23 protein-coding genes are annotated in these 24,109 nt (G+C 71.1%); 18 read left to right on the top strand and 5 right to left on the bottom strand.

All coding sequences use genetic code 11. The features are described 5' to 3' along the window. From HCN51_RS51725 to araA, 9 genes are all read left to right on the top strand, one after another. The coding region (locus tag HCN51_RS51725) for an ABC transporter permease (protein ID WP_168020528.1) at positions 1–751 on the top strand (751 nt) is incomplete at its 5' end. Continuing rightward, positions 748–1,731 carry a galactofuranose ABC transporter, permease protein YjfF gene (yjfF, locus tag HCN51_RS51720; RefSeq protein WP_168020526.1) on the top strand — a complete coding sequence of 328 codons (984 nt, stop codon included), beginning with the start codon at positions 748–750 and terminating at the stop codon, positions 1,729–1,731. The genes HCN51_RS51725 and yjfF, both read left to right, overlap by 4 nt. Positions 1,732–1,926: 195 nt before the next feature. Beyond that, positions 1,927–3,036: a multiple monosaccharide ABC transporter substrate-binding protein gene (gene chvE / locus HCN51_RS51715; protein ID WP_080047620.1), complete on the top strand. Its 1,110-nt coding sequence runs from the start codon at positions 1,927–1,929 to the stop codon at positions 3,034–3,036. A 51-nt stretch (positions 3,037–3,087) separates the two neighbouring features. Next, positions 3,088–4,617, top strand: a complete 1,530-nt coding sequence (gene mmsA, locus HCN51_RS51710; RefSeq protein WP_168020524.1) for a multiple monosaccharide ABC transporter ATP-binding protein — start codon at positions 3,088–3,090, stop codon at positions 4,615–4,617. Positions 4,618–4,622: 5 nt separating this feature from the next. Then, complete coding sequence (mmsB, locus tag HCN51_RS51705; RefSeq protein WP_206068899.1) at positions 4,623–5,882, top strand: multiple monosaccharide ABC transporter permease; 1,260 nt, start codon at positions 4,623–4,625, stop codon at positions 5,880–5,882. Between the two features lie 35 nt (positions 5,883–5,917). Continuing rightward, entirely contained in the window at positions 5,918–6,931 is a 1,014-nt protein-coding gene (locus HCN51_RS51700; protein WP_230465890.1) for a LacI family DNA-binding transcriptional regulator, read from the top strand. Positions 6,932–6,986: 55 nt separating this feature from the next. Continuing rightward, entirely contained in the window at positions 6,987–8,606 is a 1,620-nt protein-coding gene (gene araB / locus HCN51_RS51695; RefSeq protein ID WP_168020538.1) for a ribulokinase, read from the top strand. Next, entirely contained in the window at positions 8,606–9,262 is a 657-nt protein-coding gene (locus HCN51_RS51690; protein ID WP_168020515.1) for an L-ribulose-5-phosphate 4-epimerase, read from the top strand. Before araB ends, HCN51_RS51690 begins: the two co-directional genes overlap by 1 nt. Beyond that, positions 9,259–10,725 carry an L-arabinose isomerase gene (gene araA, locus HCN51_RS51685; RefSeq protein WP_080046206.1) on the top strand — a complete coding sequence of 489 codons (1,467 nt, stop codon included), beginning with the start codon at positions 9,259–9,261 and terminating at the stop codon, positions 10,723–10,725. Before HCN51_RS51690 ends, araA begins: the two co-directional genes overlap by 4 nt. Before the next feature lie 166 nt (positions 10,726–10,891). Here araA and HCN51_RS51680 read toward each other — a convergent pair whose 3' ends face one another. After that, positions 10,892–11,242 carry a PLD nuclease N-terminal domain-containing protein gene (locus tag HCN51_RS51680; RefSeq protein ID WP_168020513.1) on the bottom strand — a complete coding sequence of 117 codons (351 nt, stop codon included), beginning with the start codon at positions 11,240–11,242 and terminating at the stop codon, positions 10,892–10,894. A gap of 82 nt (positions 11,243–11,324) precedes the next feature. Between HCN51_RS51680 and HCN51_RS51675 the strand changes: the two genes are divergently transcribed. From HCN51_RS51675 to HCN51_RS51665, 3 genes are all read left to right on the top strand, one after another. Next, a complete protein-coding gene (locus tag HCN51_RS51675) occupies positions 11,325–12,536 on the top strand; it encodes an FAD-binding protein (RefSeq protein ID WP_168020509.1) in 1,212 nt (403 codons plus the stop codon). A gap of 91 nt (positions 12,537–12,627) precedes the next feature. Continuing rightward, entirely contained in the window at positions 12,628–13,410 is a 783-nt protein-coding gene (locus tag HCN51_RS51670) for an LLM class flavin-dependent oxidoreductase (protein WP_168020507.1), read from the top strand. A gap of 35 nt (positions 13,411–13,445) precedes the next feature. Beyond that, complete coding sequence (locus tag HCN51_RS51665; RefSeq protein ID WP_168020505.1) at positions 13,446–13,838, top strand: DUF3224 domain-containing protein; 393 nt, start codon at positions 13,446–13,448, stop codon at positions 13,836–13,838. Between the two features lie 12 nt (positions 13,839–13,850). On the opposite strand, the gene HCN51_RS51660 is transcribed toward HCN51_RS51665, so the two are convergent. Then, a complete protein-coding gene (locus HCN51_RS51660) occupies positions 13,851–14,270 on the bottom strand; it encodes a hemerythrin domain-containing protein (RefSeq protein ID WP_168020503.1) in 420 nt (139 codons plus the stop codon). Beyond that, on the bottom strand, positions 14,267–15,589 hold the full coding sequence (locus HCN51_RS51655; RefSeq protein ID WP_168020501.1) for an MFS transporter: 1,323 nt from the start codon (positions 15,587–15,589) through the stop codon (positions 14,267–14,269). The genes HCN51_RS51660 and HCN51_RS51655 overlap by 4 nt, the downstream gene beginning before the upstream one ends. A gap of 22 nt (positions 15,590–15,611) precedes the next feature. Here HCN51_RS51655 and HCN51_RS51650 point away from each other — a divergent pair, with 22 nt between their 5' ends. Beyond that, entirely contained in the window at positions 15,612–16,250 is a 639-nt protein-coding gene (locus tag HCN51_RS51650) for a TetR/AcrR family transcriptional regulator (protein ID WP_168020499.1), read from the top strand. Between the two features lie 110 nt (positions 16,251–16,360). Continuing rightward, on the top strand, positions 16,361–17,446 hold the full coding sequence (locus HCN51_RS51645; RefSeq protein WP_168020497.1) for a 50S ribosomal protein L11 methyltransferase: 1,086 nt from the start codon (positions 16,361–16,363) through the stop codon (positions 17,444–17,446). A gap of 137 nt (positions 17,447–17,583) precedes the next feature. Here HCN51_RS51645 and HCN51_RS51640 read toward each other — a convergent pair whose 3' ends face one another. Next, positions 17,584–18,555, bottom strand: coding sequence for a helix-turn-helix domain-containing protein (locus HCN51_RS51640; protein WP_168020495.1), 972 nt, complete (start codon positions 18,553–18,555; stop codon positions 17,584–17,586). Positions 18,556–18,561: 6 nt separating this feature from the next. Between HCN51_RS51640 and HCN51_RS51635 the strand changes: the two genes are divergently transcribed. Genes HCN51_RS51635 through HCN51_RS51625 form a run of 3 tightly spaced genes read left to right on the top strand, consistent with a single transcriptional unit; the run spans position 18,562 to position 20,681 of the window. After that, positions 18,562–19,617 carry a type III polyketide synthase gene (locus HCN51_RS51635; protein ID WP_168020493.1) on the top strand — a complete coding sequence of 352 codons (1,056 nt, stop codon included), beginning with the start codon at positions 18,562–18,564 and terminating at the stop codon, positions 19,615–19,617. 6 nt (positions 19,618–19,623) lie between these two features. Continuing rightward, on the top strand, positions 19,624–20,127 hold the full coding sequence (locus HCN51_RS51630; protein ID WP_168020491.1) for an isoprenylcysteine carboxyl methyltransferase family protein: 504 nt from the start codon (positions 19,624–19,626) through the stop codon (positions 20,125–20,127). A 5-nt stretch (positions 20,128–20,132) separates the two neighbouring features. After that, on the top strand, positions 20,133–20,681 hold the full coding sequence (locus tag HCN51_RS51625) for a TIGR03086 family metal-binding protein (protein WP_168020489.1): 549 nt from the start codon (positions 20,133–20,135) through the stop codon (positions 20,679–20,681). Here HCN51_RS51625 and HCN51_RS51620 read toward each other — a convergent pair. Further along, complete coding sequence (locus HCN51_RS51620; RefSeq protein ID WP_346434113.1) at positions 20,650–22,377, bottom strand: asparagine synthase-related protein; 1,728 nt, start codon at positions 22,375–22,377, stop codon at positions 20,650–20,652. The two genes, HCN51_RS51625 and HCN51_RS51620, sit on opposite strands and share 32 nt — an antisense overlap. A gap of 229 nt (positions 22,378–22,606) precedes the next feature. Between HCN51_RS51620 and HCN51_RS51615 the strand changes: the two genes are divergently transcribed. Beyond that, positions 22,607–24,106 carry a vWA domain-containing protein gene (locus HCN51_RS51615; protein ID WP_346434112.1) on the top strand — a complete coding sequence of 500 codons (1,500 nt, stop codon included), beginning with the start codon at positions 22,607–22,609 and terminating at the stop codon, positions 24,104–24,106. The last annotated feature ends 3 nt before the right edge of the window (positions 24,107–24,109 follow it).

Here is a 24,109-nt window from a genome sequence, read left to right as displayed (position 1 = left end):
CAGCGTGTTCACCGCCGTGGCGCTGGCGCTCGGGCTGTGCCTGGCGCTGGGTGCCTGGAACGGGTTCCTGGTCGCCGGCATCGGCATCCAGCCGATCATCGCCACGCTCATCCTCATGGTCGCCGGGCGGGGTCTGGCCCAGCTCATCACCGACGGGCAGATCATCACCGTCAACAGCCCGGCGTACAAGGTGATCGGCGGCGGCTACTGGCTGACCGTGCCGTTCGGCATCCTCATCGTGATCGGGGTGCTGGCGATCAGCGCGTTCCTGACCCGGCGGCTGGCGCTGGGCATGCTGATCGAGTCGGTCGGCAGCAACGCCGAGGCCAGCAGGCTCGCGGGGATCAGGGCGCGCGGGATCATCATCATGGTCTACGCGTTCGCCGCCCTGTGCGCGGGCGTGGCCGGGCTCATGATCAGCTCGAACGTCTCCAGCGCCGACGGCAACAACGCCGGCCTGTGGATCGAGCTGGACGCGATCCTGGCCGTGGTGATCGGCGGCACGTCGCTGGCCGGCGGCCGGTTCTCGCTGAGCGGCACCGTGCTGGGCGCGCTCATCATCCAGACGCTGACCACGACGATCTACTCCATCGGGGTGCCCCCGGAGACGACGCTGCTGTTCAAGGCGCTCGTGGTGACCGCGGTGTGCCTCATCCAGTCGCCGTCCTTCCGGGCCAAGGTGTTCCGCGGGCGCGGCCGGGCGAAGCCGTCGAGCGCCGCCCCCGAGCAGAAGGTGAAGGTGACCGCGTGACGACGCTCACGGTCGGCCGGGCCTCGGTGCCGGCCAAGTACCTGCCCGTCCTCGTGACCGGGTGCCTGTTCGTGGCCATGTTCGTGGCCGGGGGGATCCGCTACGAGGGGTTCGCCAGCGGGCAGGTCATCCTGAACGTCTTCATCGACAACGCCTTCCTGCTGGTGGTGGCGGTGGGGATGACGTTCGTGATCCTCACCGGCGGCATCGACCTGTCGGTGGGGTCGGTGGTGGCGCTGTCGACCATGATCGCCGCGAGCCTCATGGAAGGGCCGGGGTGGCCGCCGTACCTGGTGGTGCCGCTGGTGCTGGCCATCGGGTCGGGGCTCGGGCTGGTGATGGGGTACATCGTGCACGCCTTCGACATCCAGCCGTTCATCGTGACGCTGGCGGGCATGTTCCTGGCCCGGGGGCTGTGCTACACGATCGGCACCGACTCGATCCCGATCCAGGATCCGACGTTCACCGCGTTCGCGCAGACCCGGATCGACCTGTTCGCCGATCTGTGGATCTCACCGAGCGTGGTCATCGCGGTGGTGGTCGTGGCGGTGGCGGCGTACGTGCTGCACTACACCCGCTTCGGCCGCGCGGTCTACGCGACGGGCGGCAGCGAGCAGTCGGCGTTGCTCATGGGGCTGCCCGTGGGGCGCACGAAGATCACCGTCTACACGGTGAGCGGGTTCTGCTCGGCGCTGGGCGGGGTGCTGCTGTCGTTCTACATGCTCTCCGGTTACGGCCTGCACGCGGTGGGCATGGAGCTGGACGCGATCGCCGCGGTGGTCATCGGCGGCACTCTGCTGACCGGTGGCAGCGGGTTCCTGCTGGGGACCGTGCTCGGGGTGCTCGTGCTCGGGCTGATTCAGACGATCATCAGTTTCGAAGGGACGCTGTCATCTTGGTGGACCAAGATCTTCATCGGAATGTTGCTCTTCGTCTTCATCCTGCTGCAACGCCTGTTCTCGGCCCGCTCACGCCGCTGACCTGCGTAAAAGTTACCTGAGTGTTTCTGTGAGGTTATGTCCGAGCGTTGACATAAGCTTTGTTAGCGATAACAATCAGCGGAAACGGGTGCGAACTTTGTTCTGATTCGTCACGTTCTGTGATCGAATCCCTCACTTATCACCGGCAGCCGCCGCGTCCTGCGTCTGCCGCGACCCCCATGGAAAGGGATGCTCATGAGGTTGGGACGAATCGGGGGCGTGGTGTCCGCCATCGCGCTCGCCGCGACCATGACGGCATGCGGTTCGAGCACGAAGACCGTCGACACAGAGGCCTCCGCCTCCGCCGCCGCCGGCAACGCGGGCGCCCTCATCGGCGTCACCATGCCCACCAAGTCCTCCGAGCGCTGGATCCACGACGGTGACAACGTCAAGCAGCAGCTCGAGAAGCTCGGCTACAAGGTCGACCTCCAGTACGCCGAGAACGACATCCCGACGCAGGCCAACCAGATCGAGAACCAGATCACCAAGGGAGCCAAGCTCCTGATCATCGCCTCGATCGACGGAACCGCGATCACCTCGCAGCTCCAGCAGGCCGCGGACGCGAAGATCCCGGTCATCGCCTACGACCGGCTCATCCGCAACAGCCCCAACGTCGACTACTACGCCACCTTCGACAACTTCAAGGTCGGCGTCCAGCAGGCGACCTCGCTGCTGAAGGGCCTGGGCGTCGAGGACGGCAAGAAGGGTCCGTTCAACGTCGAGCTGTTCGGCGGCTCCCCCGACGACAACAACGCCACGTTCTTCTGGAACGGCGCCATGTCGGTGCTCAAGCCGAAGATCGACGACGGCACCCTCGTGATCAAGTCGGGCCAGACCGACTTCAAGCAGGCCGCCATCCTCCGGTGGGACCCCGCCACGGCGCAGAAGCGCATGGAGGACATCATCACCAAGACCTACACCGGTAGCACCAAGGTCGACGGTGTGCTGTCCCCGTACGACGGCCTGTCGATCGGCATCCTGTCGGCGCTGAAGAGCTCCGGCTACAGCAAGCCGTACCCGATCGTCACCGGCCAGGACGCCGAGCTCCAGTCGGTCAAGTCGATCGTGGCCGACGAGCAGTACTCCACCATCTTCAAGGACACCCGCAAGCTCGCCGAGCAGACGGTCAAGATGGCCGACTCCGTGCTCAAGGGCCAGCAGCCCGAGGTGAACAACACCAAGGACTACGACAACGGCAACAAGGTCGTGCCCTCGTACCTGCTCGACCCGGTGATCGTCGACAAGTCCAACTACAAGGAAGTCATCATCGGCGGCAACTACTACACCGAGGACCAGCTCAAGTAGGGGTTCAGCCCCGGGGACGCCGTCCCCGGGGCTTTTCCTGAGCGAGGGGATATGACCGAGCACATCTTGCGGATGAGCGGGATCACCAAGACGTTCCCCGGCGTGAAGGCGCTGCAGGACGTCAACCTGTCGGTACGGCGGGGCGAGATCCACGCGATCTGCGGCGAGAACGGCGCCGGCAAGTCGACGCTGATGAAGGTGCTGTCCGGGGTCTACCCGCACGGCGACTACGAGGGCGAGATCTACTTCGAGGGCAAGCGCTGCGAGTTCGGCGGCATCCGCGACAGCGAGCACGCCGGCATCGTCATCATCCACCAGGAGCTGGCGCTGAGCCCTCAGCTGTCGATCGCGGAGAACATCTTCCTCGGCAACGAGCGCGCCAAACGCGGGATCATCGACTGGAACCGCACCAACTACGAGGCCGGCGAGCTGATGAAGCGGGTCGGCCTGCGCGAGAACCCGACGACGCCCATCTCCGACATCGGCGTGGGCAAGCAGCAGCTCGTCGAGATCGCCAAGGCCCTGTCGAAAGAGGTGAAGCTGCTCATCCTCGACGAGCCGACCGCGGCGCTCAACGACGACGACTCCGCGCACCTGCTCGACCTGCTGCGCGGGCTGCGCGACGAGGGCATCACCTGCGTGATCATCTCGCACAAGCTGAACGAGGTGACCGCGATCGCCGACTCCGTCACGATCATCCGTGACGGCCGCACGATCGAGACGCTGGACATGGTGACCGACCACGTCACCGAGGACCGCATCATCGCCGGCATGGTCGGGCGCGCCCTCGACAACCGCTACCCGCCGCACGAGTCGAAGATCGGCGAGGAGGCGCTGCGGATCGAGGACTGGACGGTCTACAGCCCCAGCCAGCCCGACCGGAAGGTCGTGGACGGGGCCGCGCTGACGCTGCGGCGCGGGGAGATCGTCGGGCTCGCGGGGCTGATGGGCGCCGGGCGTACCGAGCTGGCGATGAGCCTGTTCGGGCGCACGTACGGCGTGCACATCTCCGGCAAGGTCTTCAAGGACGGCAAGCCGGTCGAGATCCGCAACGTCCAGGACGCGATCAACCACGGCATCGCCTACGCCTCCGAGGACCGCAAGCGGTACGGCCTCAACCTCATCCAGGACATCAAGACCAACATCAGCGCCGCCGGCCTCAAGGGTCTGGCCAAGCGCGGCTGGGTGAACGACAACGAGGAGTACCGGGTCGCCGAGCAGTTCCACAAGAGCATGAACATCAAGGCCCCGAGCGTCAACAGCGTCGTGGGCCAGCTCAGTGGCGGCAACCAGCAGAAGGTCGTGCTGTCCAAGTGGATCATGACCGAGCCGGACGTGCTCATCCTCGACGAGCCGACGCGCGGCATCGACGTCGGCGCCAAGTACGAGATCTACACGATCATCAACCGCCTGGCCGACGAGGGCAAGGCGATCCTGGTGATCTCCAGTGAGTTGCCTGAGCTGCTCGGCCTGTGCGACCGCATCTACACACTCTCGGAAGGTCGCATCACCGGCGAGGTTTCCCGCCAGGAGGCCACCCAGGAAAGCCTCATGCGCCTCATGACCAAGGGACAGGAGTAGCTCTGATGAGCAGCATCACGCCTGCCGACGTGAAGGTCGGCACGAAGGGCGATGGAGGAGCGCCACGGCAGCCGGGCAAGGTGTCACTCGGCGGCATGTCGCTCAACCTGCGTTCCAGCGGCATCTACATCGCCTTCGCGGCGATCATCGTGCTGTTCTCGGTCCTGACCGACGGCGCGCTGCTCACGCCGCAGAACATCTCGAACATCATCGTCCAGAACTCCTACGTCCTGATCCTCGCGATCGGGATGATCCTGATCATCATCGCCGGGCACATCGACCTGTCGGTCGGCTCGGTGGTGGCGGTCACGGGAGCGCTGGCGGCGGTGCTCATGGTGAACATGGGCTGGCCCTGGCCCCTGGCCCTGCTGGCCACGCTGGTGGCCGGCGCGCTCATCGGGGCCTGGCAGGGCTACTGGATCGCCTACTTCGGCATCCCGGCCTTCATCGTGACCCTGGCCGGCATGCTGCTGTTCCGGGCGCTGACGATGACCGTCCTGGGCAACCAGGGCATCGGCCCGTTCCCCGACCAGGTCCGTACGCTGGCCAACGGCTTCACCGACGGCTACCTCGGCAACATCGGCCTCGGCCCGCTCGGCGGCGCCGACCTGTTCAGCCTGCTGATCGGCATCGTGGCGATCGCCGGGATGGTCACCGCCCAGCTCCGCACCAGGAACGCCCGCAAGGGCTACGGTCAGTCGGTCGAGCCGATGGCGCTGTTCTGGCTGAAGATGGCCGCGGGCGCGGCGATCATCCTGTTCCTGGTCGTCCAGCTCGCCCGGTTCAAGAACCTGCCGTGGGTGCTGGTCCTGCTGGCGATCCTCGTGCTCGGCTACTCGATGATGGCCAACCGCACGGTCTTCGGCCGGCAGATCTACGCGATCGGCGGCAACCTCCAGGCGGCCATCATGTCCGGCGTGAAGGTCAAGTCGGTCGTCTTCTGGATCTTCGTGAACATGGGCGTGCTGTCGGCCGTCGCCGGCATCATCTTCGCCGGCCGGCTCAACCAGGCGGGCCCCACCGCCGGTGACAGCTTCGAGCTCGACGCCATCGCGGCGGCCTTCATCGGCGGCGCGGCGGTGCAGGGCGGCGTCGGCAAGGTCGTGGGCGCCATCACCGGCGGTCTCATCATGGCCGTGATCAACAACGGCATGTCCCTGATCGGCTCGCCCAGCGAGCGGGTCATGCTCGTCAAGGGCATCGTGCTCCTGGCGGCCGTGGCGTTCGACGTCTGGACCAAGCGCAGGGCAGGGGCCTCCCGCTAAGTAAGATCCCTACAGCCCAGCGAAAGGAGAGACCGTTGACGACCCCCAAGCGCCGCCTGCCGGTCATGGCCGACGTGGCCAAGGAGGCGGGCGTGTCGCATCAGACGGTCTCCCGGGTGCTCAACGACCATCCCAACGTGCGGGCCGACACCCGTGCCCGGGTGGAGGCGGCGATCACCCGGCTGGGCTACCGGCGCAACCTCGTGGCCCGCGCCCTGGTCACCAAGCGGTCCAGGACCCTCGGCGTGGTCAGCTTCGACACCACGCTGTACGGTCCCGCCAGCACGATCTACGGCATCGAGCAGGCGGCCAGGACCGCGGGCTACTTCGTCAGCATCGTCAGCCTCAAGTCGATCGACGCCGACAACGTGCGCGACGCCATCGACTACCTGGCCGAGCAGGGCGTGGACGGCGTCGTGGTGGTCGCCCCGCAGCGCTCGGCCGCCCGCGCCCTGGAGAGCCTGCCCGCGGGCCTGCCCGCGGTGGCGGTCGAGGGCACGCACCGGGCCGACGTGTCGGTGGTGTGCATCGACCAGATGGAGGGCGCCAAGCTGGCCACGCGGCACCTGCTCGATCAGGGCCACGACACGGTCTGGCACGTCAGCGGCCCGCACGACTGGATGGAGACCGAGGGCCGGCTCGAAGGCTGGCGGGCCGCGCTGGAGGAGGCGGGCCGGCCGGTGCCGGAGCCGCTGGCCGGCGACTGGAGCCCGCGCGCCGGCTACGAGGCGGGCAAGAGCCTGGCCGCGATGGACGGCGTCACGGCCGTGTTCGCCGCCAACGACCAGATGGCGCTGGGGGTGCTGCGTGCCCTGTCGGAGAAGGGGGTGCGGGTGCCGCAGCAGATCAGCGTGGTCGGCTTCGACGACATCCCCGAGTCGGAGTTCTTCTCGCCGCCGCTCACCACCGTCCGCCAGGACTTCGACGTGGTGGGGCGGCACTGCATCGAGGTGCTGCTGCGGCAGATCGACCTCGGGCACGCCGCGTACGAGCGCCTGGTCGTGCGCCCCAGCTTCGTCGTGAGGTCGAGTACGGCGCCCATCCGGTAGATGATGTGCATGCCCCCGAAAACCCCTGGAGTTCAATGTGAGCGCTAACAAGTATGTGGTCGGAGTGGACTTCGGCACGCTTTCCGGGCGTGCCGTCGTCGTACGGGTGAGCGACGGCGCCGAGCTGGGCAGCGCCGTCCACGAGTACGAGCACCGCGTCATCGAGCACACGCTGCCCGGCACGGACGTCCGCCTCGGCCCCGACTGGGCGCTGCAGTCGCCGCAGGACTGGATCGACGTGATGAAGGTCGCCGTGCCGCAGGCGATCGCCGCCGCCGGCGTGCCCGCCGAGGAGATCATCGGCATCGGCACCGACTTCACCGCCTGCACCGTCCTGCCCACCACGGCCGACGGCACACCTCTGTGCTTCGAGACGCCCGCCGAGCCGCACGCCTGGCCCAAGCTGTGGAAGCACCACGCCGCCCAGCCGCACGCCGACCGCATCAACGAGCTGGCCGCGCGCCGGGGCGAGAGCTGGCTGCCGCGCTACGGCGGCAAGATCTCCTCCGAGTGGGAGTTCGCCAAGGCGCTGCAGGTGCTCGAAGAGGCCCCCGAGGTCTACGCCAGGGCCGAGCGCTGGATCGAGGCGGCCGACTGGATCATCTGGCAGCTCACCGGCGTCGAGAGCCGCAACATCTGCACCGTCGGCTACAAGGGCGTCTTCCAGGACGGCAGCTACCCGTCGGAGGAGTACCTCGCCGAGCTGAACCCCGGCTTCGCCGGCTTCGTCGGCAAGCTCGCCACCGGCACCGTCGGCGACAAGGTGGGCGAGGTGACGCTGGCGCCGCTCGGCGGCCTGGCCGGGCGCCTGACCGCCCGCGCCGCCGAATGGACCGGCATCCCCGAGGGCGCCGCCGTCGCCGTCGGCAACGTCGACGCGCACGTCACCGCCGCCGCCGCGGACGCCGTGCGCCCCGGCCAGATGGTGGCCATCATGGGCACCTCCACCTGCCACATCATGCCCAGCGACCAGCTCGCCGAGGTGCCCGGCATGTGCGGCGTCGTCCAGGACGGCATCGTGCCGGGCCTGTGGGGCTACGAGGCCGGCCAGTCCGCCGTGGGCGACATCTTCGCCTGGTTCGTCGACAACTTCGGCACCGACGGGCACGAGCGCCTGACCGAGCTCGCCGAGAAGCAGGCCGTAGGCCAGCACGGGCTCGTCGCGCTCGACTGGTTCGGCGGCAACCGCTCGGTCCTGGTCGACCACAACCTCTCCGGCGTGATCATCGGCCAGACCCTCGCCACCAAGCCCGAGGACGTCTACCGCGCGCTCATCGAGTCCACCGCGTTCGGCGCCCGCATGATCGTCGAGACGTTCGAGAAGTCCGGCGTGCCCGTCGAGGAGTTCATCGTCGCCGGCGGCCTGCTGAAGAACCGCTTCCTCATGCAGGTCTACGCCGACGTGCTGCGCCGCCCGCTGTCGATCATCGCCTCGGACCAGGGCCCCGCCCTCGGCTCGGCCATCCACGCGGCCGTCGCCGCCGGCGAATACTCCTCCATCGAGGAGGCCGCCGCCGCCATGGGCAAGCGCACCGAGAACGCGTACATGCCGGACGAGGCCCGCGCCGACGCCTACGACCGGCTCTACGCCGAGTACCGCAGGCTCCACGACTTCTTCGGAGACGGACAGATGCTGCACGCGCTGCGCGCGATCAGGAACGAGGCACAAGCGTGATGAACGACCTGCGGAAAATCGTCGCCGACCTGCACGCCGAGCTGGTCCGCTACAACCTGGTGGTCTGGACGGCCGGAAACGTCTCCGGCCGCGTCCCCGGCGAGGACCTGTTCGTCATCAAGCCCTCAGGGGTCTCCTACGACGAGCTGACGCCGGAGAACATGGTCGTGTGCGACCTCGACGGCAACCTGGTGGAAGGCGAGCACTCGCCGTCCAGCGACACCGCCGCGCACGCCTACGTCTACCGCAACATGCCCGAGGTCGGCGGCGTCGTGCACACCCACTCGACCTACGCCTCGGCCTGGGCCGCGCGCGGCGAGGCCATCCCGTGCGTGCTGACCGCGATGGCCGACGAGTTCGGCGGCGAGATCCCGGTCGGCCCGTTCGCGCTGATCGGCGACGACTCGATCGGCCAGGGCATCGTCCAGACGCTCAAGGGGCACCGCTCCAAGGCCGTCCTCATGCAGAACCACGGCGTGTTCAGCATCGGCAAGGACGCCAAGGCCGCCGTGAAGGCCGCCGTGATGTGCGAGGACGTGGCGCGTACCGTGCACGTGGCCCGCCAGCTCGGCGACCCGCTGCCCATCGCGCAGGACGACATCGACCGCCTTTACGACCGCTATCAGAACGTCTACGGACAGAGGAGCCCGCGTTGAACATCTGGTTTCTGACCGGCAGTCAGGGACTCTACGGCGAGGACACGCTGCGTCAGGTGGCCGAGCAGTCCCAGCGGATCGCCGAGCAGCTCCCCATGCCGGTCGAGTGGAAGCCCGTCCTGACCGACGCGGCCGCCATCCGGCGGATCATGCTGGAGGCCAACGCCGACGACTCGTGCGCCGGCGTGATCGCCTGGATGCACACGTTCTCCCCGGCCAAGATGTGGATCGCCGGGCTCGACGCGCTGCGCAAGCCGCTGCTGCACCTGCACACGCAGGCCAACGTCGAGCTGCCGTGGGCCACCATCGACATGGACTTCATGAACCTGAACCAGGCCGCGCACGGCGACCGCGAGTTCGGGCACATCCAGACGCGGCTCGGCGTGCCGCGCAAGACCGTGGCCGGGCACGTCAGCGACCCGGCCGTGGGCGAGCGCATCCTCGCCTGGCTGCGCGCCGCCAAGGGCCTGGCCGAGGTGCGCACCCTCAAGCTGGCCCGCTTCGGCGACAACATGCGCGACGTGGCCGTGACCGAGGGCGACAAGGTCGAGGCGCAGCTGCGCTTCGGCGTCTCCGTCAACACCTATGGCGTCAACGACCTGGTGGAGGCCGTGGACGCGGCCTCCGACGCCGACGTGACGGCGCTGGTCAAGGAGTACGCCGAGCAGTACGAGGTGGCTCCCGAGCTGCTGGGCGAGCGCAACGAGTCGCTGCGGTACGCGGCCAGGATCGAGCTGGGCCTGCGCGGCTTCCTCGAAGCGGGCGGCTTCAAGGCGTTCACCACGAACTTCGAGGACCTCGGCGGCCTGCGCCAGCTCCCCGGCCTGGCCGTGCAGCGGCTCATGGCCGACGGGTACGGCTTCGGCGGCGAGGGCGACTGGAAGACCTCCGTCCTGCTGCGCACGCTCAAGGCCATGTCTGATCATGGGGCCCCCGGCGGCACGTCCTTCATGGAGGACTACACCTACGACCTCACGCCCGGCAACGAGCTGATCCTCGGCGCCCACATGCTGGAGGTCTGCCCGTCCATCGCCGCCGGCACCCCGTCGTGCGAGATCCACCCGCTGGGCATCGGCAACCGGGAGGACCCGGTCCGGCTCGTGTTCGACGCCGAGCCCGGCCCCGGCATCGTCGTCGGCCTGGCCGACATGGGCGACCGGTTCCGGCTCGTCGCCAACGAGATCGACGTCGTCGCCCCGCCGCAGCCGCTGCCCAAGCTGCCGGTGGCGCGCGCCGTGTGGCAGCCGCGCCCCAACCTGCGCACCTCCACCGAATCGTGGCTCACCGCCGGCGCCCCGCACCACACGGTGCTGTCCAAGGCCGTCGGGCGCGAGGAGCTGGTCGACCTGGCCGAGATGCTGGGGGTGGAGCTGGTCGTCATCGACGCCGACACCACGACCGAGCGGTTCGCCAAGGAGCTGCGCTGGAACCAGGCGTACTACCGCCTGGCCCAGGGCTTCTGACCTGACACCCGCGCCGCCGTCGCCCTCCCTCCCGCCGTACTTCGGCTGAGGTCCTTCTGGAAGAGAGGAGGAGTGCTGACGCTCCTCCCGGGAGGAGGGCTGAGGCTCCTCCGGGGGAGGCGGAGCGCTCAGGTCCTTCGACGGGAGGAGGGCGGCGGCGGGTGCGTCAGGTGTCGTCGGACGGCTTGCGGGGGGCGTTCCTGCGTTGCTGCTCGGCGCGTTCGCGGCAGCGGCGCAGGAACTCCTCGTCGTCGTCGGGGTTGGTGGCGGCGAAGCGGCCGGGGCGGTCGTACTCGGGGAAGGCGCTGGGGCGCGCCTGCGCCGGGACGGCCCGCTCCGGGCGGCCGGCCACCAGCCAGGCGACGGACCCGATCAGCGGGAACAGCAGCACGATCAGCACCCAGGCGACCTTCGGCAGGTTGCGGCAGGCCACGTCGGGCGTGGTGATCACGTCGAAGAGGCAGTAGAGCCACAGGACGAGCGTGACGAGGCCGACGGCCTCGGACAGGACGAGCACGGCACACCTCCGGTCGGCGCGGCACCTGAAACTAGCGGCACCCGGGCGGGCTGACAAGGTGGGGCTGTGGGAAGGTAAGGCCGTGACGCTGACCAATTGGGCTGGAAACACCACATTCCACGCAAAAGAAGTCCATCACCCGACCTCGCTCGACGAGCTCCAGCGGCTCGTCGCGGACTCCGCGAGCGTGCGTGCCCTCGGGAGCGGGCACTCCTTCAACCACGTCGCCGACACCGACGGCGACCTCGTGGTGCTCGACCGGATGCCCGCCCAGGTGGAGATCGACAGCGCCGCGGCCAAGGTGCGGGTGGGTGCGCGCACGACGTACGCGACGCTCGCGCCGCTGCTGCACCAGGCCGGGTTCGCGCTGGCGAACCTGGCCTCGCTGCCGCACATCTCCGTCGGCGGCTCCGTCGCGACCGGCACGCACGGCTCCGGCGACGCCGTGCGCAGCCTGGCCGGCGCCGTGTCGGGGATCGAGCTCGTCACCGCCGACGGGTCGCTGCTGACGCTCGCGCGCGGCGACGAGGACTTCCCGGGCGCCGTGGTGTCGATCGGCGCCCTCGGCATCGTCACCTCGCTCACGCTCGACCTCGTACCGGCCTTCGAGCTGCGCCAATACGTCCGCGAGGGCCTGAGCCAGGACGCGATCGAGGAGCACTTCGACGAGATCATGTCCAGCGGCTACAGCGTCAGCCTGTTCACCGACTACCGCGACACCCGCGTCTGGCTGAAGTGCTCCGACGAGCTGACCGACCCCGACTGGTACGGCACCACCGCCGCCGACGGCCCCCGCCACCCGCTGCCCGCCATGCCGGCCGACAGCTGCACCGGCCAGCTCGGCGTGCCCGGCCCCTGGTACGAGCGGCTGCCGCACTTCCGCGCCGACTACCCGCCCAGCGGCGCCGGCGACGAGCTGCAGTCGGAGCTGCTGCTGCCCCGGCGGCACGCGGTCGAGGCGCTGCGCGCGCTGTTCGCGATCGGCGACCGCATCCGGCCCGTGCTGCAGATCTCCGAGGTGCGCTCGATCGCCGCCGACGACCTGTGGCTGAGCCCCTTCAACGGCCGCGAGAGCATCGGCGTGCACTTCACCTGGGTCAAGGACGTCGCCGCCGTCATGCCGGTGCTGGAGCTGGTGGAGGAGACGCTGGCACCGTTCGAGCCGATCCCGCACTGGGGCAAGCTGTTCACGCGGTGGCCGGAGTGCCCCGAGTCCTTCCGTGCGCTGGCCCGCAGGCTCGACCCCGCCGGCAAGTTCGGCAACGACTTCACCCGGCTACTGCTGGGGGAGTAGCACCCCGCCGGGCACCTGCGCCCCCGGACGTAGCGGGTCACCGGTCCGGGGGACGATGCCAGGCGCCCGTTCGTCGGCCATCGTGGGGTGCATGACCGATCACCCGTTCAGATTCGGCGCGGTCGCCGGGCAGGCCCCCGACGCCGCCGCGTGGACCGGCCTGGCCCGGCGGGCGGAGGGCCTGGGCTACTCGACCCTGCTCGTGCCCGACACGCTCGGCACGTTCTCGCCGTTCACGGCCGCCGCGGTGGCGGCCACGGCCACCACGACGCTGCGCGTCGGCACGTACGTGCTGAGCGCGCCCAACCGCACGCCGCAGGCAGTCGCGTGGGAGAGCGCCACCCTGCACCGGCTCACCGGCGGCCGGTTCGAGCTGGGGCTCGGCGCCGGGCGGCCCGGCGCCGAGGCCGACGCGGCGGCGCTCGGCGTGCGCTTCGGCACCCCGGGCGAGCGCATCGAGCGGCTGTCCGAGACGATCGACGCCGTCCAGGACGTCCGGATCCTCGTGGCCGCCTCCGGCACCAGGCTGCTGCGACTGGCCGCGCGCAAGGCCGACACGGTCGCGCTCGGCGTGCCCGCGCACTACACGGAGGAGCAGGTCGCGGCCAAGCTCGACGAGCTGTACGAGCTGGCCGGCGACCGCTTCCACGACCTGGAGCTGGCCATGAACCTGGCCTGCGCCGGCTCCGAGCCGCCCGACTGGGCGCTGAGCCGCTTCGGCCGCACCGGCACCGGCATCCTCACCGGCACGGTGACGGAGATGGCCGACACGCTGCGCCGCCGCCGCGATCATCTCGGGGTCTCGTACGTGTCGGTGAACGCCCAGTTCATGGACGCTTTCGCCCCGGTCGTGGAACGGCTCGCCGGTACCTGACGGAACCTGACAGGTACGGCTGCCAGGATGAGGCCATGACCGCCAAGGGAACCTTCGAGACCGCCGGCTGGACCCCGCAGCCGCCGTACGACGAGCGCGACGGCATCACGCTGGGGGTCGTCACCCTGACCAAGACCTTCTCCGGCGACCTGACCGGCACCAGCCTCGTCACCATGCTGGTCGCCACCACCCCGGTGGAGGAGTCCCGCTCGTACGTGGCGCTGGAGCGCATCGAGGGCACCCTGCACGGGCGGGCGGGCAGCTTCGTCGTCCAGCACGACGCCACCAGCGACAACGGCGCGCAGACGCTGCGCATCAGGGTCGTGGCCGACTCGGGCACGGACGAGCTGCGCGGCCTGCGCGGCGAGATGGCCATCGCCATCGGCCCCGACGGCGGCCACTCCTACACCTTCGACTACACGCTCTGACCGCCCCGCGGGCTAGACGCCCTCGGGAAGGGTGCGCATCCGGTTCAGGATCGGGACGAGCTGCTCCTCCTCGTAGTCCAGGTGGGCCTCCAGCTCGGTGGCGAGCCGGTCGAGCTCCGCGCCGAGCCCATCGCCGCCCGCGGCCAGGCACGTCCTGATCTCGTTCATGAGCCGGGCCACCACCTGGTGCTCCGCGCGGAGCCTGGCCAGTGCGGCGGCCAGCTCGGGGTGCTCGGTGCCGAGGTGGGGGAAGAGCGTGCCGTCCTCGCCCTCGTGGTGCAGGTGGAGGGCGTCGCAGAAGGCCAGGCAGTGCGTACGCAGGTCGGCCGCCTCCAGCCTGGACTCCCGGAGGGCGGCCAGGTCCCTGCGGAAGCCGTCGTGCAGCTTGATCAGCTCGTCACCCCAGGCGATGAGCCGCTGTCCGTCCGTCATGCCAGTTCCTTTCGGGAGAAAGTGCCGTAGAGGGCGGCGAAGAGGGTGGCCAGCAGGCCCGCCAGGGCCGCCACGCCGAAGCTCCAGCCGGCGCCGCCGCCCGCCAGCACGGCCGCTCCCACCGCGCCGGCCACGCTGCTGCCGACGATCCTGACCAGCGCGTTGATGCCGCCGGCCGCGGCCGTCCTGGCCGGCTCCACGTGCTCGACCGCCATCGTGCCGAGCGCCGCGTAGCCGAGGCCGACGCCGAGCCCGAGCACGGTCGCGGCGCCGTACAGGTCGGTGCCCGACGACCGGGACACCGCCAGCCACAGCGCCGCGGCCGTCACCAGCGCCGAGCCGGCCGCCACCAGCGCGGAGGCGGTGAAGCGGCGCATCAGCGGGCCCGCCAGCACCGAGACCACGAGCATCAGCACCGTCGTGGGCAGCAGGTAGAGCCCGACCTGCAGCACCGACGCCCCGAGCGCGCCCTGGGCCACCGCCGAGACCGTCGTGATGGCCGCGAACAGGGCGAACCCCAGCAGGAACGAGGCCACCGTCGCCCCCACCGTCCTGCGGTGCAGGAGCATGGGCAGCTCGATCAGCGGCTCGGCGGTGCGGCGGGCCGTCACCACCCACACCCCGGCCACCACCACGGCGGCGGCGAGGAGCCCGAGCGTCCACGGCGAGGCCCAGCCCCAGACGGCGCCCTTGCTGACGGCCAGCAGCAGGCAGACCAGCCACACCGTGACCAGCCCCGCCCCGGCCAGGTCGGGCCGCCCCGCGCCGCGTACGGGGGTCTCCCGCACCACCGCCGCCACCAGGGCGAAGCTCAGCGCGCCGAGCCCCGTCAGCGCCCAGAACACCGCCCGGTGGTCCCCGTCGAGCAGCCCCGCGAGGATCATCCCGCCGCCGCTGCCGACGCCGATCGTGGCGCTGAGCACGCCGATCGCGCCCGGCAGCCGGTGGGCCGGCACCAGCTCCCTGACCAGGCCCATGGCCAGCGGCAGCAGCGGCGCGGCGGCGCCCTGGAGCACCCGGCCGGCGATCAGCGGGGCCAGCGTGTCCGAGACGGCGCCGAGGGCCGAGCCGGCGACGAGCAAGGCGAGGGCGGCCAGCGAGACGAGGCGGCGGCCGTACATGTCGCCGAGGCGCGACAGCAGCGGGATCGACACCGCGCCCGACAGCAGGCCGGCGGTGAGCGCCCAGGACACGGTGCTCGGCGGGGCGCCGAGCCGCTGCTCCAGGCCGGGCAGCAGGGGCACCACCACCGTCATCTGGAGGGTCCCCACGGCGACCCCGAAGGCGAGCACCGCGACGACCGCGAAGTTTTTATACATGTATAAAAAGTAACATGACAGGATGCCGACGCGTACAGGACGACCGCCGAAGATCTCCCGGGCCGAGATCGTCACCGCCGCCGACCGGGTCATCGAGCAGGACGGCGTGGCCGGGCTGACCATGCGCCGGCTGGCCAAGGAGGTCGGCAGCACCGCCATGGCGATCTACCACCACGTCCGCGACAAGGACGAGCTGCTCCTGCTGCTCCTCGACAGCTACGCCGCCACCCTGCCCAAGCCCGAGCTGCCGCGGGAGCCGCGCGAACGGCTGGTCGCCGCCGCCGTCGCCATGCACGAGGCCCTGTCCGCGCGGCCCTGGGCCGTCGAAGTGCTCAGGGCCGACGACCTGCTGTCGGTCGGCGCCCTGTGGTATCCGGAGCACATCGTGGACGCCGCCATGCGCGCAGGGCTGAGCCCGGAGGAGGCCGTGGACGCGTACCGGATCGTCTGGCACTACACGGCCGGTGAGATCAGCGCCAGGGTGGCGGCGGGCAAGCGGCGCGAGGAAGGCGGGACCACCTACCGGGAGCGGGTGTTCGCCGACCTTGACCCCGCCGCGTTCCCCCGGCTGAGCGAGGTGGGGGAGCGGTGGGCGGAGCTGACCGCCCGCGACACCTACGCCAAGGGGGTGCGGGCGCTGGCGCAGGGGCTCCTGCCCTGAGGCGCGCGTGCACGCGTCAGGGGCTCCTGCCGTGAGACGCGTCCCGAACGGTGTTCTCACCGGAAAATCGGTGGCCGGGCGGGCGGCGACCGTGAAACGGTCGGGTCACGATGATCCGGTGGACCGAGGCGGGGCAGGAGCGCTCGGCGGCCTGGCGCTCCGCGCTGGGGGCGCCGCCGCCCAAGCGCGTCATCGTCGCCGACGACCGCATGAAGGCCGCCACCGCCTACCGCCTGGCCTGCGAGGGCACCGCGCTGCTGTGGCGCGGCGACTTCCAGAACGCCCGCCAGCTCCTGGCCGCCATGGGCCGCCGCTGCAAACCGGCCGCCCCCGGCAGCGGCTTCCACCGCCACCGCCAGGCCCAGTCGCAGCGCGCCCGCACGCTCGGCATGCTGCTCGTCCCCTACGCCGAAGGCCACGTCGTGCCGCTGCGCCGGGCGCCGGACGTGCGGGAGGCGTGCGCCGAGGTGTACGGGCCCGACGCGCCGCCCGCCGTCGGCCAGCTCCGCGAGCTGCTCGGGCTCATCGGCGCGCACGAATGGCGCACGAAAGGGGTGCACGTGCCGGCGCTCGGCGCCCGGGTGCACCCGCACCACGGCGTGTTCTCCCCCATCAGGGGCGAGTACGTCGAGCTGGTCGCCGAGGCGCCGCTGCCGGGCGACCGGCTCGCCTTCGACGTCGGCACCGGCACCGGGGTGCTCGCCGCCGTGCTCGCCCGGCGCGGCGTCCGGCACGTCGTGGCCACCGACCTCGACCCGCGGGCCGTCGAGTGCGCCGGCGACAACCTGGCGCGGCTCGGGCTCGACGAGCGGGTGGAGGTCGTGCGCGCCGACCTGTTCCCGCCGGGACGGGCGCCGCTGATCGTGTGCAACCCGCCGTGGCTGCCCGCCACGCCCGTGTCGCCGCTCGATCATGCCGTCTACGATCCGGGCGGGCGGATGTTGCGGGGGTTTCTGGACGGGCTGGGCGAGCACCTGGAGCCCGGGGGTGAGGGGTGGCTCATCCTGTCCGATCTCGCCGAGCACCTGGAGTTGCGTAGCCGGGGGGAGCTGCTGGCGGCCTTCGACGCGGCCGGGCTGCGGGTGGCGGGGCGGCTCGACGTCACCCCGCGCCATCGGCGTCCGTCCGACGAGGACGACCCGCTGCACGCGGCCCGGGCCGCCGAGGTGACCTCGCTCTGGCGTCTCACGCGCTGAGGCGCCGCCCGGCTGGGCCGTACTTCGGTGCGGGTCCTTGAGGGGGAGGGGAAGGCGGCGCATGGGGCAAGCGGCTCACGCGCGCCCGGCGTGGGCGGCGTTCAAGCGGGCGGACGAGCGGTCGGCGGGCCGGGTGGTCAGGGGCTGAAGGCTTTGCGGTAGGCCGAGGGGGAGGTGCGCATGGCGCGGGTGAAGTGGTGGCGGAAGGTCACCGGGCTCTCGAAGCCGACCGCCGCCCCGATCTCCTCCACCGGCGCCGCCGTCGACTCCAGCAACGGGAGGCTGGCCGCCACCCGCTGGGAGATCACCCAGCGCAGCGGGCTGGTGCCGGTGCGGAGCTTGAAGCGGCGGATGAACGTGCGCTCCGCCATGTGCGCCACCGAGGCCAGCTCGGCCACGGTGATCGGGGTGGCGAGGTGGTCCATGGCCCAGGCCATCGCCCTGGCCACGGCGTCGTCGTCCTCGACGGGGGTGACGGCGGCCTGGATGAACTGGGCCTGGCCGCCTTCCCGGTGCGGGGGCACGACGAGGCGGCGGGCGACGGTGTTGGCGACGCCGGGGCCATGGTCGCGGCGTACGAGGTGGATCAGCAGGTCGAGCCCCGCGGCGCTGCCGGCGCTGGTCAGCACGTCGCCGTCGTCCACGTACAGGACGGAGGGGTTGACGCGGACGGCGGGGAAGCGCTCCTGGAGGAGGGTGGCGTAGCGCCAGTGGGTGGTGGCGGGGCGGCCGTCGAGCAGGCCGGCGGCGGCCAGCGCGAACGCGCCGGAGCAGATCGACACCATGCGCGCGCCCCGCTCGTACGCCTCCCGCAGGGCCCGCACCAGCGCCGCGGAGACGGGCCCGCGGACGTCGGCCACGCCGGGGACGATCACGGTGTCGGCCGCGGCGAGCGCGTCGAGGCCGTGCCCGGCCGTCATGGTGAACCCGCCGACGACGCGCAGCGGCTCCAGGGTCTCCGCGCAGACGGTGAGGTCGTACCAGGGCAGGTCCAGCTCGGGCCGGGGCAGGCCGAACAGCTCGACGACGCATCCCAGCTCGAAAGGCGCCATCCCGTCGAAGGCCAGGACGGCGACACGGTGGGGCCTGGCGGGAGGGGGCAGCAGCATGACCGCATGTTAGCTGCGCCCTCTACGCGGCAGGAGGGATATATGCATATTTCGGGAGTACAGACCGTTTTGCCCGATCACCGCTACGAGCAGGCGGAGATCACCGAGGCGTTCTCCCGGCTGACCGACTGCGACGAGGAGCTGCTGAGGCGATTCCACCAGGCGACCGGGGTGCGGGGCCGCAACCTCGCGCTGCCGCTGGCCGACTACGCCAAGCTCGACTCCTTCGCGCGCGCCAACGACGCCTACGTCGAGCACGCGCTGGAGCTGGGCGAGCAGGCGCTGGCGGGCGCGCTGCACAAGGCGGACGTGCGCCCCGAGAAGGTCGATCACCTGCTGTTCTGCTCCACCACCGGCCTGGCCACGCCCTCGCTCGACGCCAAGCTGGCCCAGCGGATGGGCCTGCGGCCCGACGTGAAACGGGTGCCCGTGTTCGGCCTGGGCTGCGCGGCGGGCGCGGCCGGGCTGTCGCGCCTGCACGACTACCTGCGCGGCTGGCCCGACCACGTGGCGGTGCTGGTGTGCGTGGAGCTGTGCTCGCTGACGATCCAGCGCGACGACACCTCGATCGCGAACCTGGTGGCCAGCGGCCTGTTCGGCGACGGCGCGGCCGCCGTCGTCGCGACCGGCCGGGGCCCCGGGCCCGAGGTGGTCGCCACCCGCAGCCGGCTCTACCCCGGGACCGAGCACCTGATGGGCTGGGAGGTGGGCGAGCACGGCTTCCGCATCGTGCTGGACGCGGACCTGACCGGGTTCGTGGAGGAGGTGCTGGCCGCCGACATCAAGGCGTTCCTGGCCGACTACGGCCTGACGCCCGAGCAGGTCGCCACCTGGGTCTGCCACCCGGGCGGCCCGAAGGTGATCGAGAAGATCGTGGAGACGCTCGGCCTGCCGGCCAAGGCGCTCGACGTGACGTGGAGCTCGCTGCGCGAGCACGGCAACCTGTCGTCGGTCTCGGTGCTGCACGTGCTCCAGGAGACCCGGGGCCGGCCCGGCACCCCGGCCGTGCTCATGGCGCTGGGGCCGGGGTTCTCGGCCGAGCTGCTCCTGCTGCACTGGTGAGCGCCGATGGTCGCGTACGCGCTGCTCATCGGCCTGGTCGTGGCCGAACGGCTGGCGGAGCTGGTCGTGGCCAGGCGCAACCTGGCCTGGGCCAGGGCCCGAGGAGGCGTCGAGTACGGCGCGGGCCACTATCCGTGGATCGTGCTGGCCCACGTAGGGCTGCTGGCGGCGGCGCCGGCCGAGGTGTGGCTGCTCGACCGGCCGTTCGTGCCGGCGCTCGGCTGCCCCATGCTCGCCGTCGTCGTGCTGGCGCAGGGGCTGCGCTGGTGGTGCATCCGCACGCTGGGCCACCAGTGGAACACGCGGGTCGTGGTGGTGCCCGGCCTGCCGCTGGTGGACCGGGGGCCGTACCGGTGGCTGCGGCACCCCAACTACGTCGCCGTGGTCGCCGAAGGGCTCGCGCTGCCCCTCGTGCACACGGCCTGGCTGACGGCCCTGGCATTCACGATCACGAATGCGATACTTCTCGCCGTTCGGATCCGGGTGGAGAACGCGGCCCTGGCACACTAGAACGTATGAACGAGATCCTGCCACTGATGAAGGGCGCCGCCGCGCGCACCACCGAGGTCGTCCGGGCCATCGGCGACGACCAGCTCGGGCTGCCCACCCCGTGCTCCGACTTCGACGTCAAGGCGCTGCTCAACCACCTGGAGTGGGTGGCCTCCCTGTTCGAGTCGGTCGCCGCCGGAGGGCCCTTCGTGCCGCCGAAGCAGGACTACACCGGCGACTTCCCGGAGCGGGTCGAGCGCATGCTGGCCGTCTACGAGCGCCCCGAGGCGTGGGAGGGCGTCAGCGAGGCCATGCGCGGCCTGCCCAGGCCCGTCCTGGCCAACATGGCGCTGACCGACCTCGTCGCGCACGGCTGGGACCTGTCGCGGGCGACGGGCCTCGACTACGAGGTGGACGACGAGACCGCCACCACGCTGGTGGCGTTCTGCGCGCAGATGGCGCCGATGGGGCGCGAGCGCGGCGCGTTCGGCGCCGAGGTCCCGGTGCCGGACGACGCGCCGGCGCTCGACCGCTTCCTCGGGATCATCGGCCGGGATCCGGCCTGGAAACCGTGATCGGCGGCAGGTCCTCGGGCGCCTTGCCGGGATACAGGCCGGTCAGCAGGGTGCTCACCGTGTAGAGGTGCCAGGCCAGGGCCGGTTTCCGCACGACGGGGTCGGCGAAGAGCGCGCGCACCTCGTCCGGCTCGACGATCGGGGCCAGGGCGTCGAGGCTGCCGAGCACCTGCCGGCGCAGCACGTCCGTGAGGGCGGGGCCGGGGCTGGTGCGCCAGCTCCACCCGCCTCCGGTCTTCGTGGTGGGCAGGTGCGGGGGAGGGCCGGGCAGGCGGGTGCGGGCGGGCCAGGGGAAGCGGCGCCGCTTCGCCGGGGTGCTCTCGGTGCTCTGGACGAAACGCCATTGCTTTCCCTCGATCGGCACGTCCCGCAATTCCGGGGCCAGACGCAATATCAGCGTATAAATGACCTCTTCGGAGAGCCGCCAGCTCTGGTCCAGGCTCAGCGCCGCCCGCACCACGCGATTGTCGAGGAACGGCCGCACGGGGTCGCCGCGCCGCAGCGAGCCCGCGCGGGCGCTGGCCTGCCAGCGCCCCACCTTGTACCAGATGTAGAGGTGGTCCAGCGTCTCCAGCCGGTTCTCGCGCGCCAGCCACGGCCTGGCCAGCTCGCGCGCGTGCTCGTTGGCCTCGGCGGTGAACAGCTTGGCGTCCTTGGTGAACGTGGTCTCGATGCGCCGCCGCAGCGCCTGGTCGCCGAGGTCGGTCTGGAGCAGGTTCAGGCTGCCCGCGCGCAGCGTCTCGCCGCTCTGGCCGGACATGGTGGGCTTGCCGGAGTACGGCAGGTAGCTCACGATCGTCTCGTACGCCGAGGTCATGCCCTCGCACGTGCGCAGCGTCTCCCAGGCGCGGCCGAGCGGATGCTCCACCAGCACCGCGTCCTTCGCGGCGGTCTGCGGCGGGGCGATGACCGTGTGCTCGACCCCGAGCCGCTCCGCGATCATCCGGGCGATGATCACGTCGGGGTGCGTGTCCAGCCCGTTCGTCGTCGTCCTGAACGGCACCCGCGCCGCGTGCAGCAGCGCCGCCAGGATGCGGGTGTCGCGGCCGCCGGTCAGCGCCAGGTTCACCGGCTCGCCCAGGTCGCGCAGCGGCGCCACGGTCGCCAGCAGCGCCTCGGCCAGCTCGCCGACCGCCGCCCGCTTGTGCCGCGCCGACGTGGGCGCCGGCGCCGCCTGCGGCAGCGGGGTCTCGGTGACGGTACGCACGCCGTCCCGCACCACGAGGCGCGAGCTGGGCCGCAGCGCCGACACCCCCTTGTACGGCGTCTCGTCCGACAGGAAGAACCCCTGCCTGACCATCGACTGCAGGGCGAGCACGTCGAAGTCGACCCGCTCGTCCGGCCGGCCCATCAGATGCACGAGCAGGGCCCGGCTGCCGACGATGTGCAGCTCCGGCGTCTCGGCGTGGAAGACGGGGCAGACCCGGTTGATCGCGGTGCTCGCGCCCAGCTCGCCGTCGCGCGCGAACCAGGCCGAGAAGCAGCCGCCCACGGAGTCGTCCGGCAGCGCCGTCACCTCGGACGGGTCGGCCAGGTGGCCGTTGAGCCCGATGACGCGGCCGCCGTGCTCGGTGATGAGCGGGGGCTGGCGCGCGTCGTCGGGCTCGTTGGTCCAGGCGAGCAGCGAGACGCCCCGGCCGTGCCATTCCCGGCCCCGGATGACGTCGGGAGGCACGGGAAAGGCCCATTCGATCACGGAACGGGCTCTATTCAGAATCGCCGGGGAAATGTCCTGTCGCTTTGCGGCCAGCCCCAAATAGACGCGCATCGCACCAGGGATACCTCATTTTCCCCATATGTCACAACTGATCACGTATCGATCGCGGTTTGCGCTCGCTTGCGTCACCTGCCCGGCCGTCCTGGAGCGGATTCCGTCGTACGGCATGGAGGTGGTTGAGATGAAATTTCGCCCTTTGGCGGTTGGGGTGGGCCTTATCGCCCTCCTGGGTCTGACCGCGTGCGGCGGTGGCGCCGAGCAGGCCGGCAGCGGCCAGTCGGCCCCCGTGGGAACCGGCGCGCCACTGAAGCCGGTCGTACCCGACGAGGGTGAGGCCGAAGCCGGAACGGAAGCCCGTCCGGAGGCGTCGGCATCGGCCCGGGAGAACGGCGAGGACGGCGAGAAGGACACGACGACCGCGCAGATCTCCACGTTCGCCCTCGACGTGGACACCGCCTCGTACGGCTACGCCCGCCGTACGCTCCAGGAGGGCCGCTGGCCCGCGCCCGGGGAGATCCGCCCCGAGGAGTGGGTGAACGCCTTCCGCCAGGACTACGCCCAGCCGTCCGGCGACGGGTTCACCGTGCACGTGGACGGCGCCCGGCTGCCGCAGCGCGACGAGGCCGTGCTGCGCGTCGGCCTGCAGACCCGCGCCTCCGACTCCGCCGAGCGGCGGCCGGCGAACCTGACGTTCGTCGTGGACGTGTCGGGCTCGATGGCCGAGGCCGGCCGGCTCGACCTGGTCAAGTCCAGCCTGCTGAAGCTGCTCGACCAACTCGCCCCCGGCGACCAGGTCTCGATCGTCTCCTTCAGCGACCAGGCGCAGGTGCTGGCCTCCATGACCCCGCTGACGGCCAGGAACGAGCTGCGGGCGGCGGTCGAGCGGCTGTCCATCGCCGGCGGCACGAACCTGGAGGCCGGGGTGCTCACCGGCTACGGGGAGGCCGTCAAGGCGTTCCGTCCCGCCGCCACCAACCGCGTCATCCTGCTGTCGGACGGCCTGGCCAACCAGGGCTCGACCGAGTGGCAGACCATCTCGGACCAGGTCAAGGAGCAGGCCGCCAAGCAGCTCACGCTGCTCACCGTCGGCGTCGGCCGCGACTACGGCGACGAGCTGATGGAGCGGCTGGCCGACACCGGCGACGGCATGGCCGTGTACGTCAGCGGCGAGGAGGAGGCCACCCGGCTCTTCACCACCCAGCTCCCCGCCACCCTCGACCTGCGCGCCCGCGACGCCAAGGCCCAGGTCGTCTTCAACCCGGCCGTCGTGGACAGCTACCGGCTCATCGGCTACGAGAACCGCGCCCTGAGCACGGATGAGTTCCGCGACGACAGCCGCGACGGCGGCGAGATCGGCCCCGGCCACTCCGTCACCGCCCTGTACGCGCTGAAGCTCAAGCCGGGCGCCGACGGCCAGCTCGCCCAGGCCACGGTGCGCTGGCTCGACCCCGACACCAGGACCGCCTCGGAAAGCGGCAAGTCGCTCGACTCGGGCGAGCTGGCCGGCTCCATATGGGACAAGGCGCCGGTGCGGCTGCAGGTGGACGTCGTGGTGGCGGCGTTCGCGACGTACCTGCGGGACCGGCAGGCGTTCGGCCTGGACCTGCGGACGCTCGGCGAGCACGCCGGCCGGCTGGCGGCCGCCTCCGAGGACCCCATGGTCACGGAGCTGGTCACGCTCATCGATCGGGCCAAGGCGGTCGGCTGACCG

The sequence above is a fragment of the Nonomuraea composti genome (genome assembly GCF_012034275.1).
In the GTDB taxonomy this organism is placed as follows: domain Bacteria; phylum Actinomycetota; class Actinomycetes; order Streptosporangiales; family Streptosporangiaceae; genus Nonomuraea; species Nonomuraea composti.
Note: the sequence above shows the minus strand (reverse complement) of the source record. Positions and strands in the feature narration are given on the sequence as shown.

Bases quoted from the DNA above. Each gene is read 5' to 3' on its own strand.
- mmsA (WP_168020524.1), top strand. From the start codon at position 3,088: ATGACCGAGCACATCTTGCGGATGAGCGGGATCACCAAGACGTTCCCC.
- HCN51_RS51640 (WP_168020495.1), bottom strand. From the start codon at position 18,555: ATGCTGCTGCCCCCTCCCGCCAGGCCCCACCGTGTCGCCGTCCTGGCC.
- HCN51_RS51630 (WP_168020491.1), top strand. From the start codon at position 19,624: ATGGTCGCGTACGCGCTGCTCATCGGCCTGGTCGTGGCCGAACGGCTG.
- HCN51_RS51660 (WP_168020503.1), bottom strand. From the start codon at position 14,270: ATGACGGACGGACAGCGGCTCATCGCCTGGGGTGACGAGCTGATCAAG.
- HCN51_RS51650 (WP_168020499.1), top strand. From the start codon at position 15,612: ATGCCGACGCGTACAGGACGACCGCCGAAGATCTCCCGGGCCGAGATC.
- mmsB (WP_206068899.1), top strand. From the start codon at position 4,623: ATGAGCAGCATCACGCCTGCCGACGTGAAGGTCGGCACGAAGGGCGAT.
- HCN51_RS51670 (WP_168020507.1), top strand. From the start codon at position 12,628: ATGACCGATCACCCGTTCAGATTCGGCGCGGTCGCCGGGCAGGCCCCC.
- HCN51_RS51690 (WP_168020515.1), top strand. From the start codon at position 8,606: ATGAACGACCTGCGGAAAATCGTCGCCGACCTGCACGCCGAGCTGGTC.
- HCN51_RS51645 (WP_168020497.1), top strand. From the start codon at position 16,361: ATGATCCGGTGGACCGAGGCGGGGCAGGAGCGCTCGGCGGCCTGGCGC.
- HCN51_RS51635 (WP_168020493.1), top strand. From the start codon at position 18,562: ATGTTAGCTGCGCCCTCTACGCGGCAGGAGGGATATATGCATATTTCG.
- HCN51_RS51625 (WP_168020489.1), top strand. From the start codon at position 20,133: ATGAACGAGATCCTGCCACTGATGAAGGGCGCCGCCGCGCGCACCACC.
- HCN51_RS51655 (WP_168020501.1), bottom strand. From the start codon at position 15,589: ATGTATAAAAACTTCGCGGTCGTCGCGGTGCTCGCCTTCGGGGTCGCC.
- HCN51_RS51665 (WP_168020505.1), top strand. From the start codon at position 13,446: ATGACCGCCAAGGGAACCTTCGAGACCGCCGGCTGGACCCCGCAGCCG.
- chvE (WP_080047620.1), top strand. From the start codon at position 1,927: ATGAGGTTGGGACGAATCGGGGGCGTGGTGTCCGCCATCGCGCTCGCC.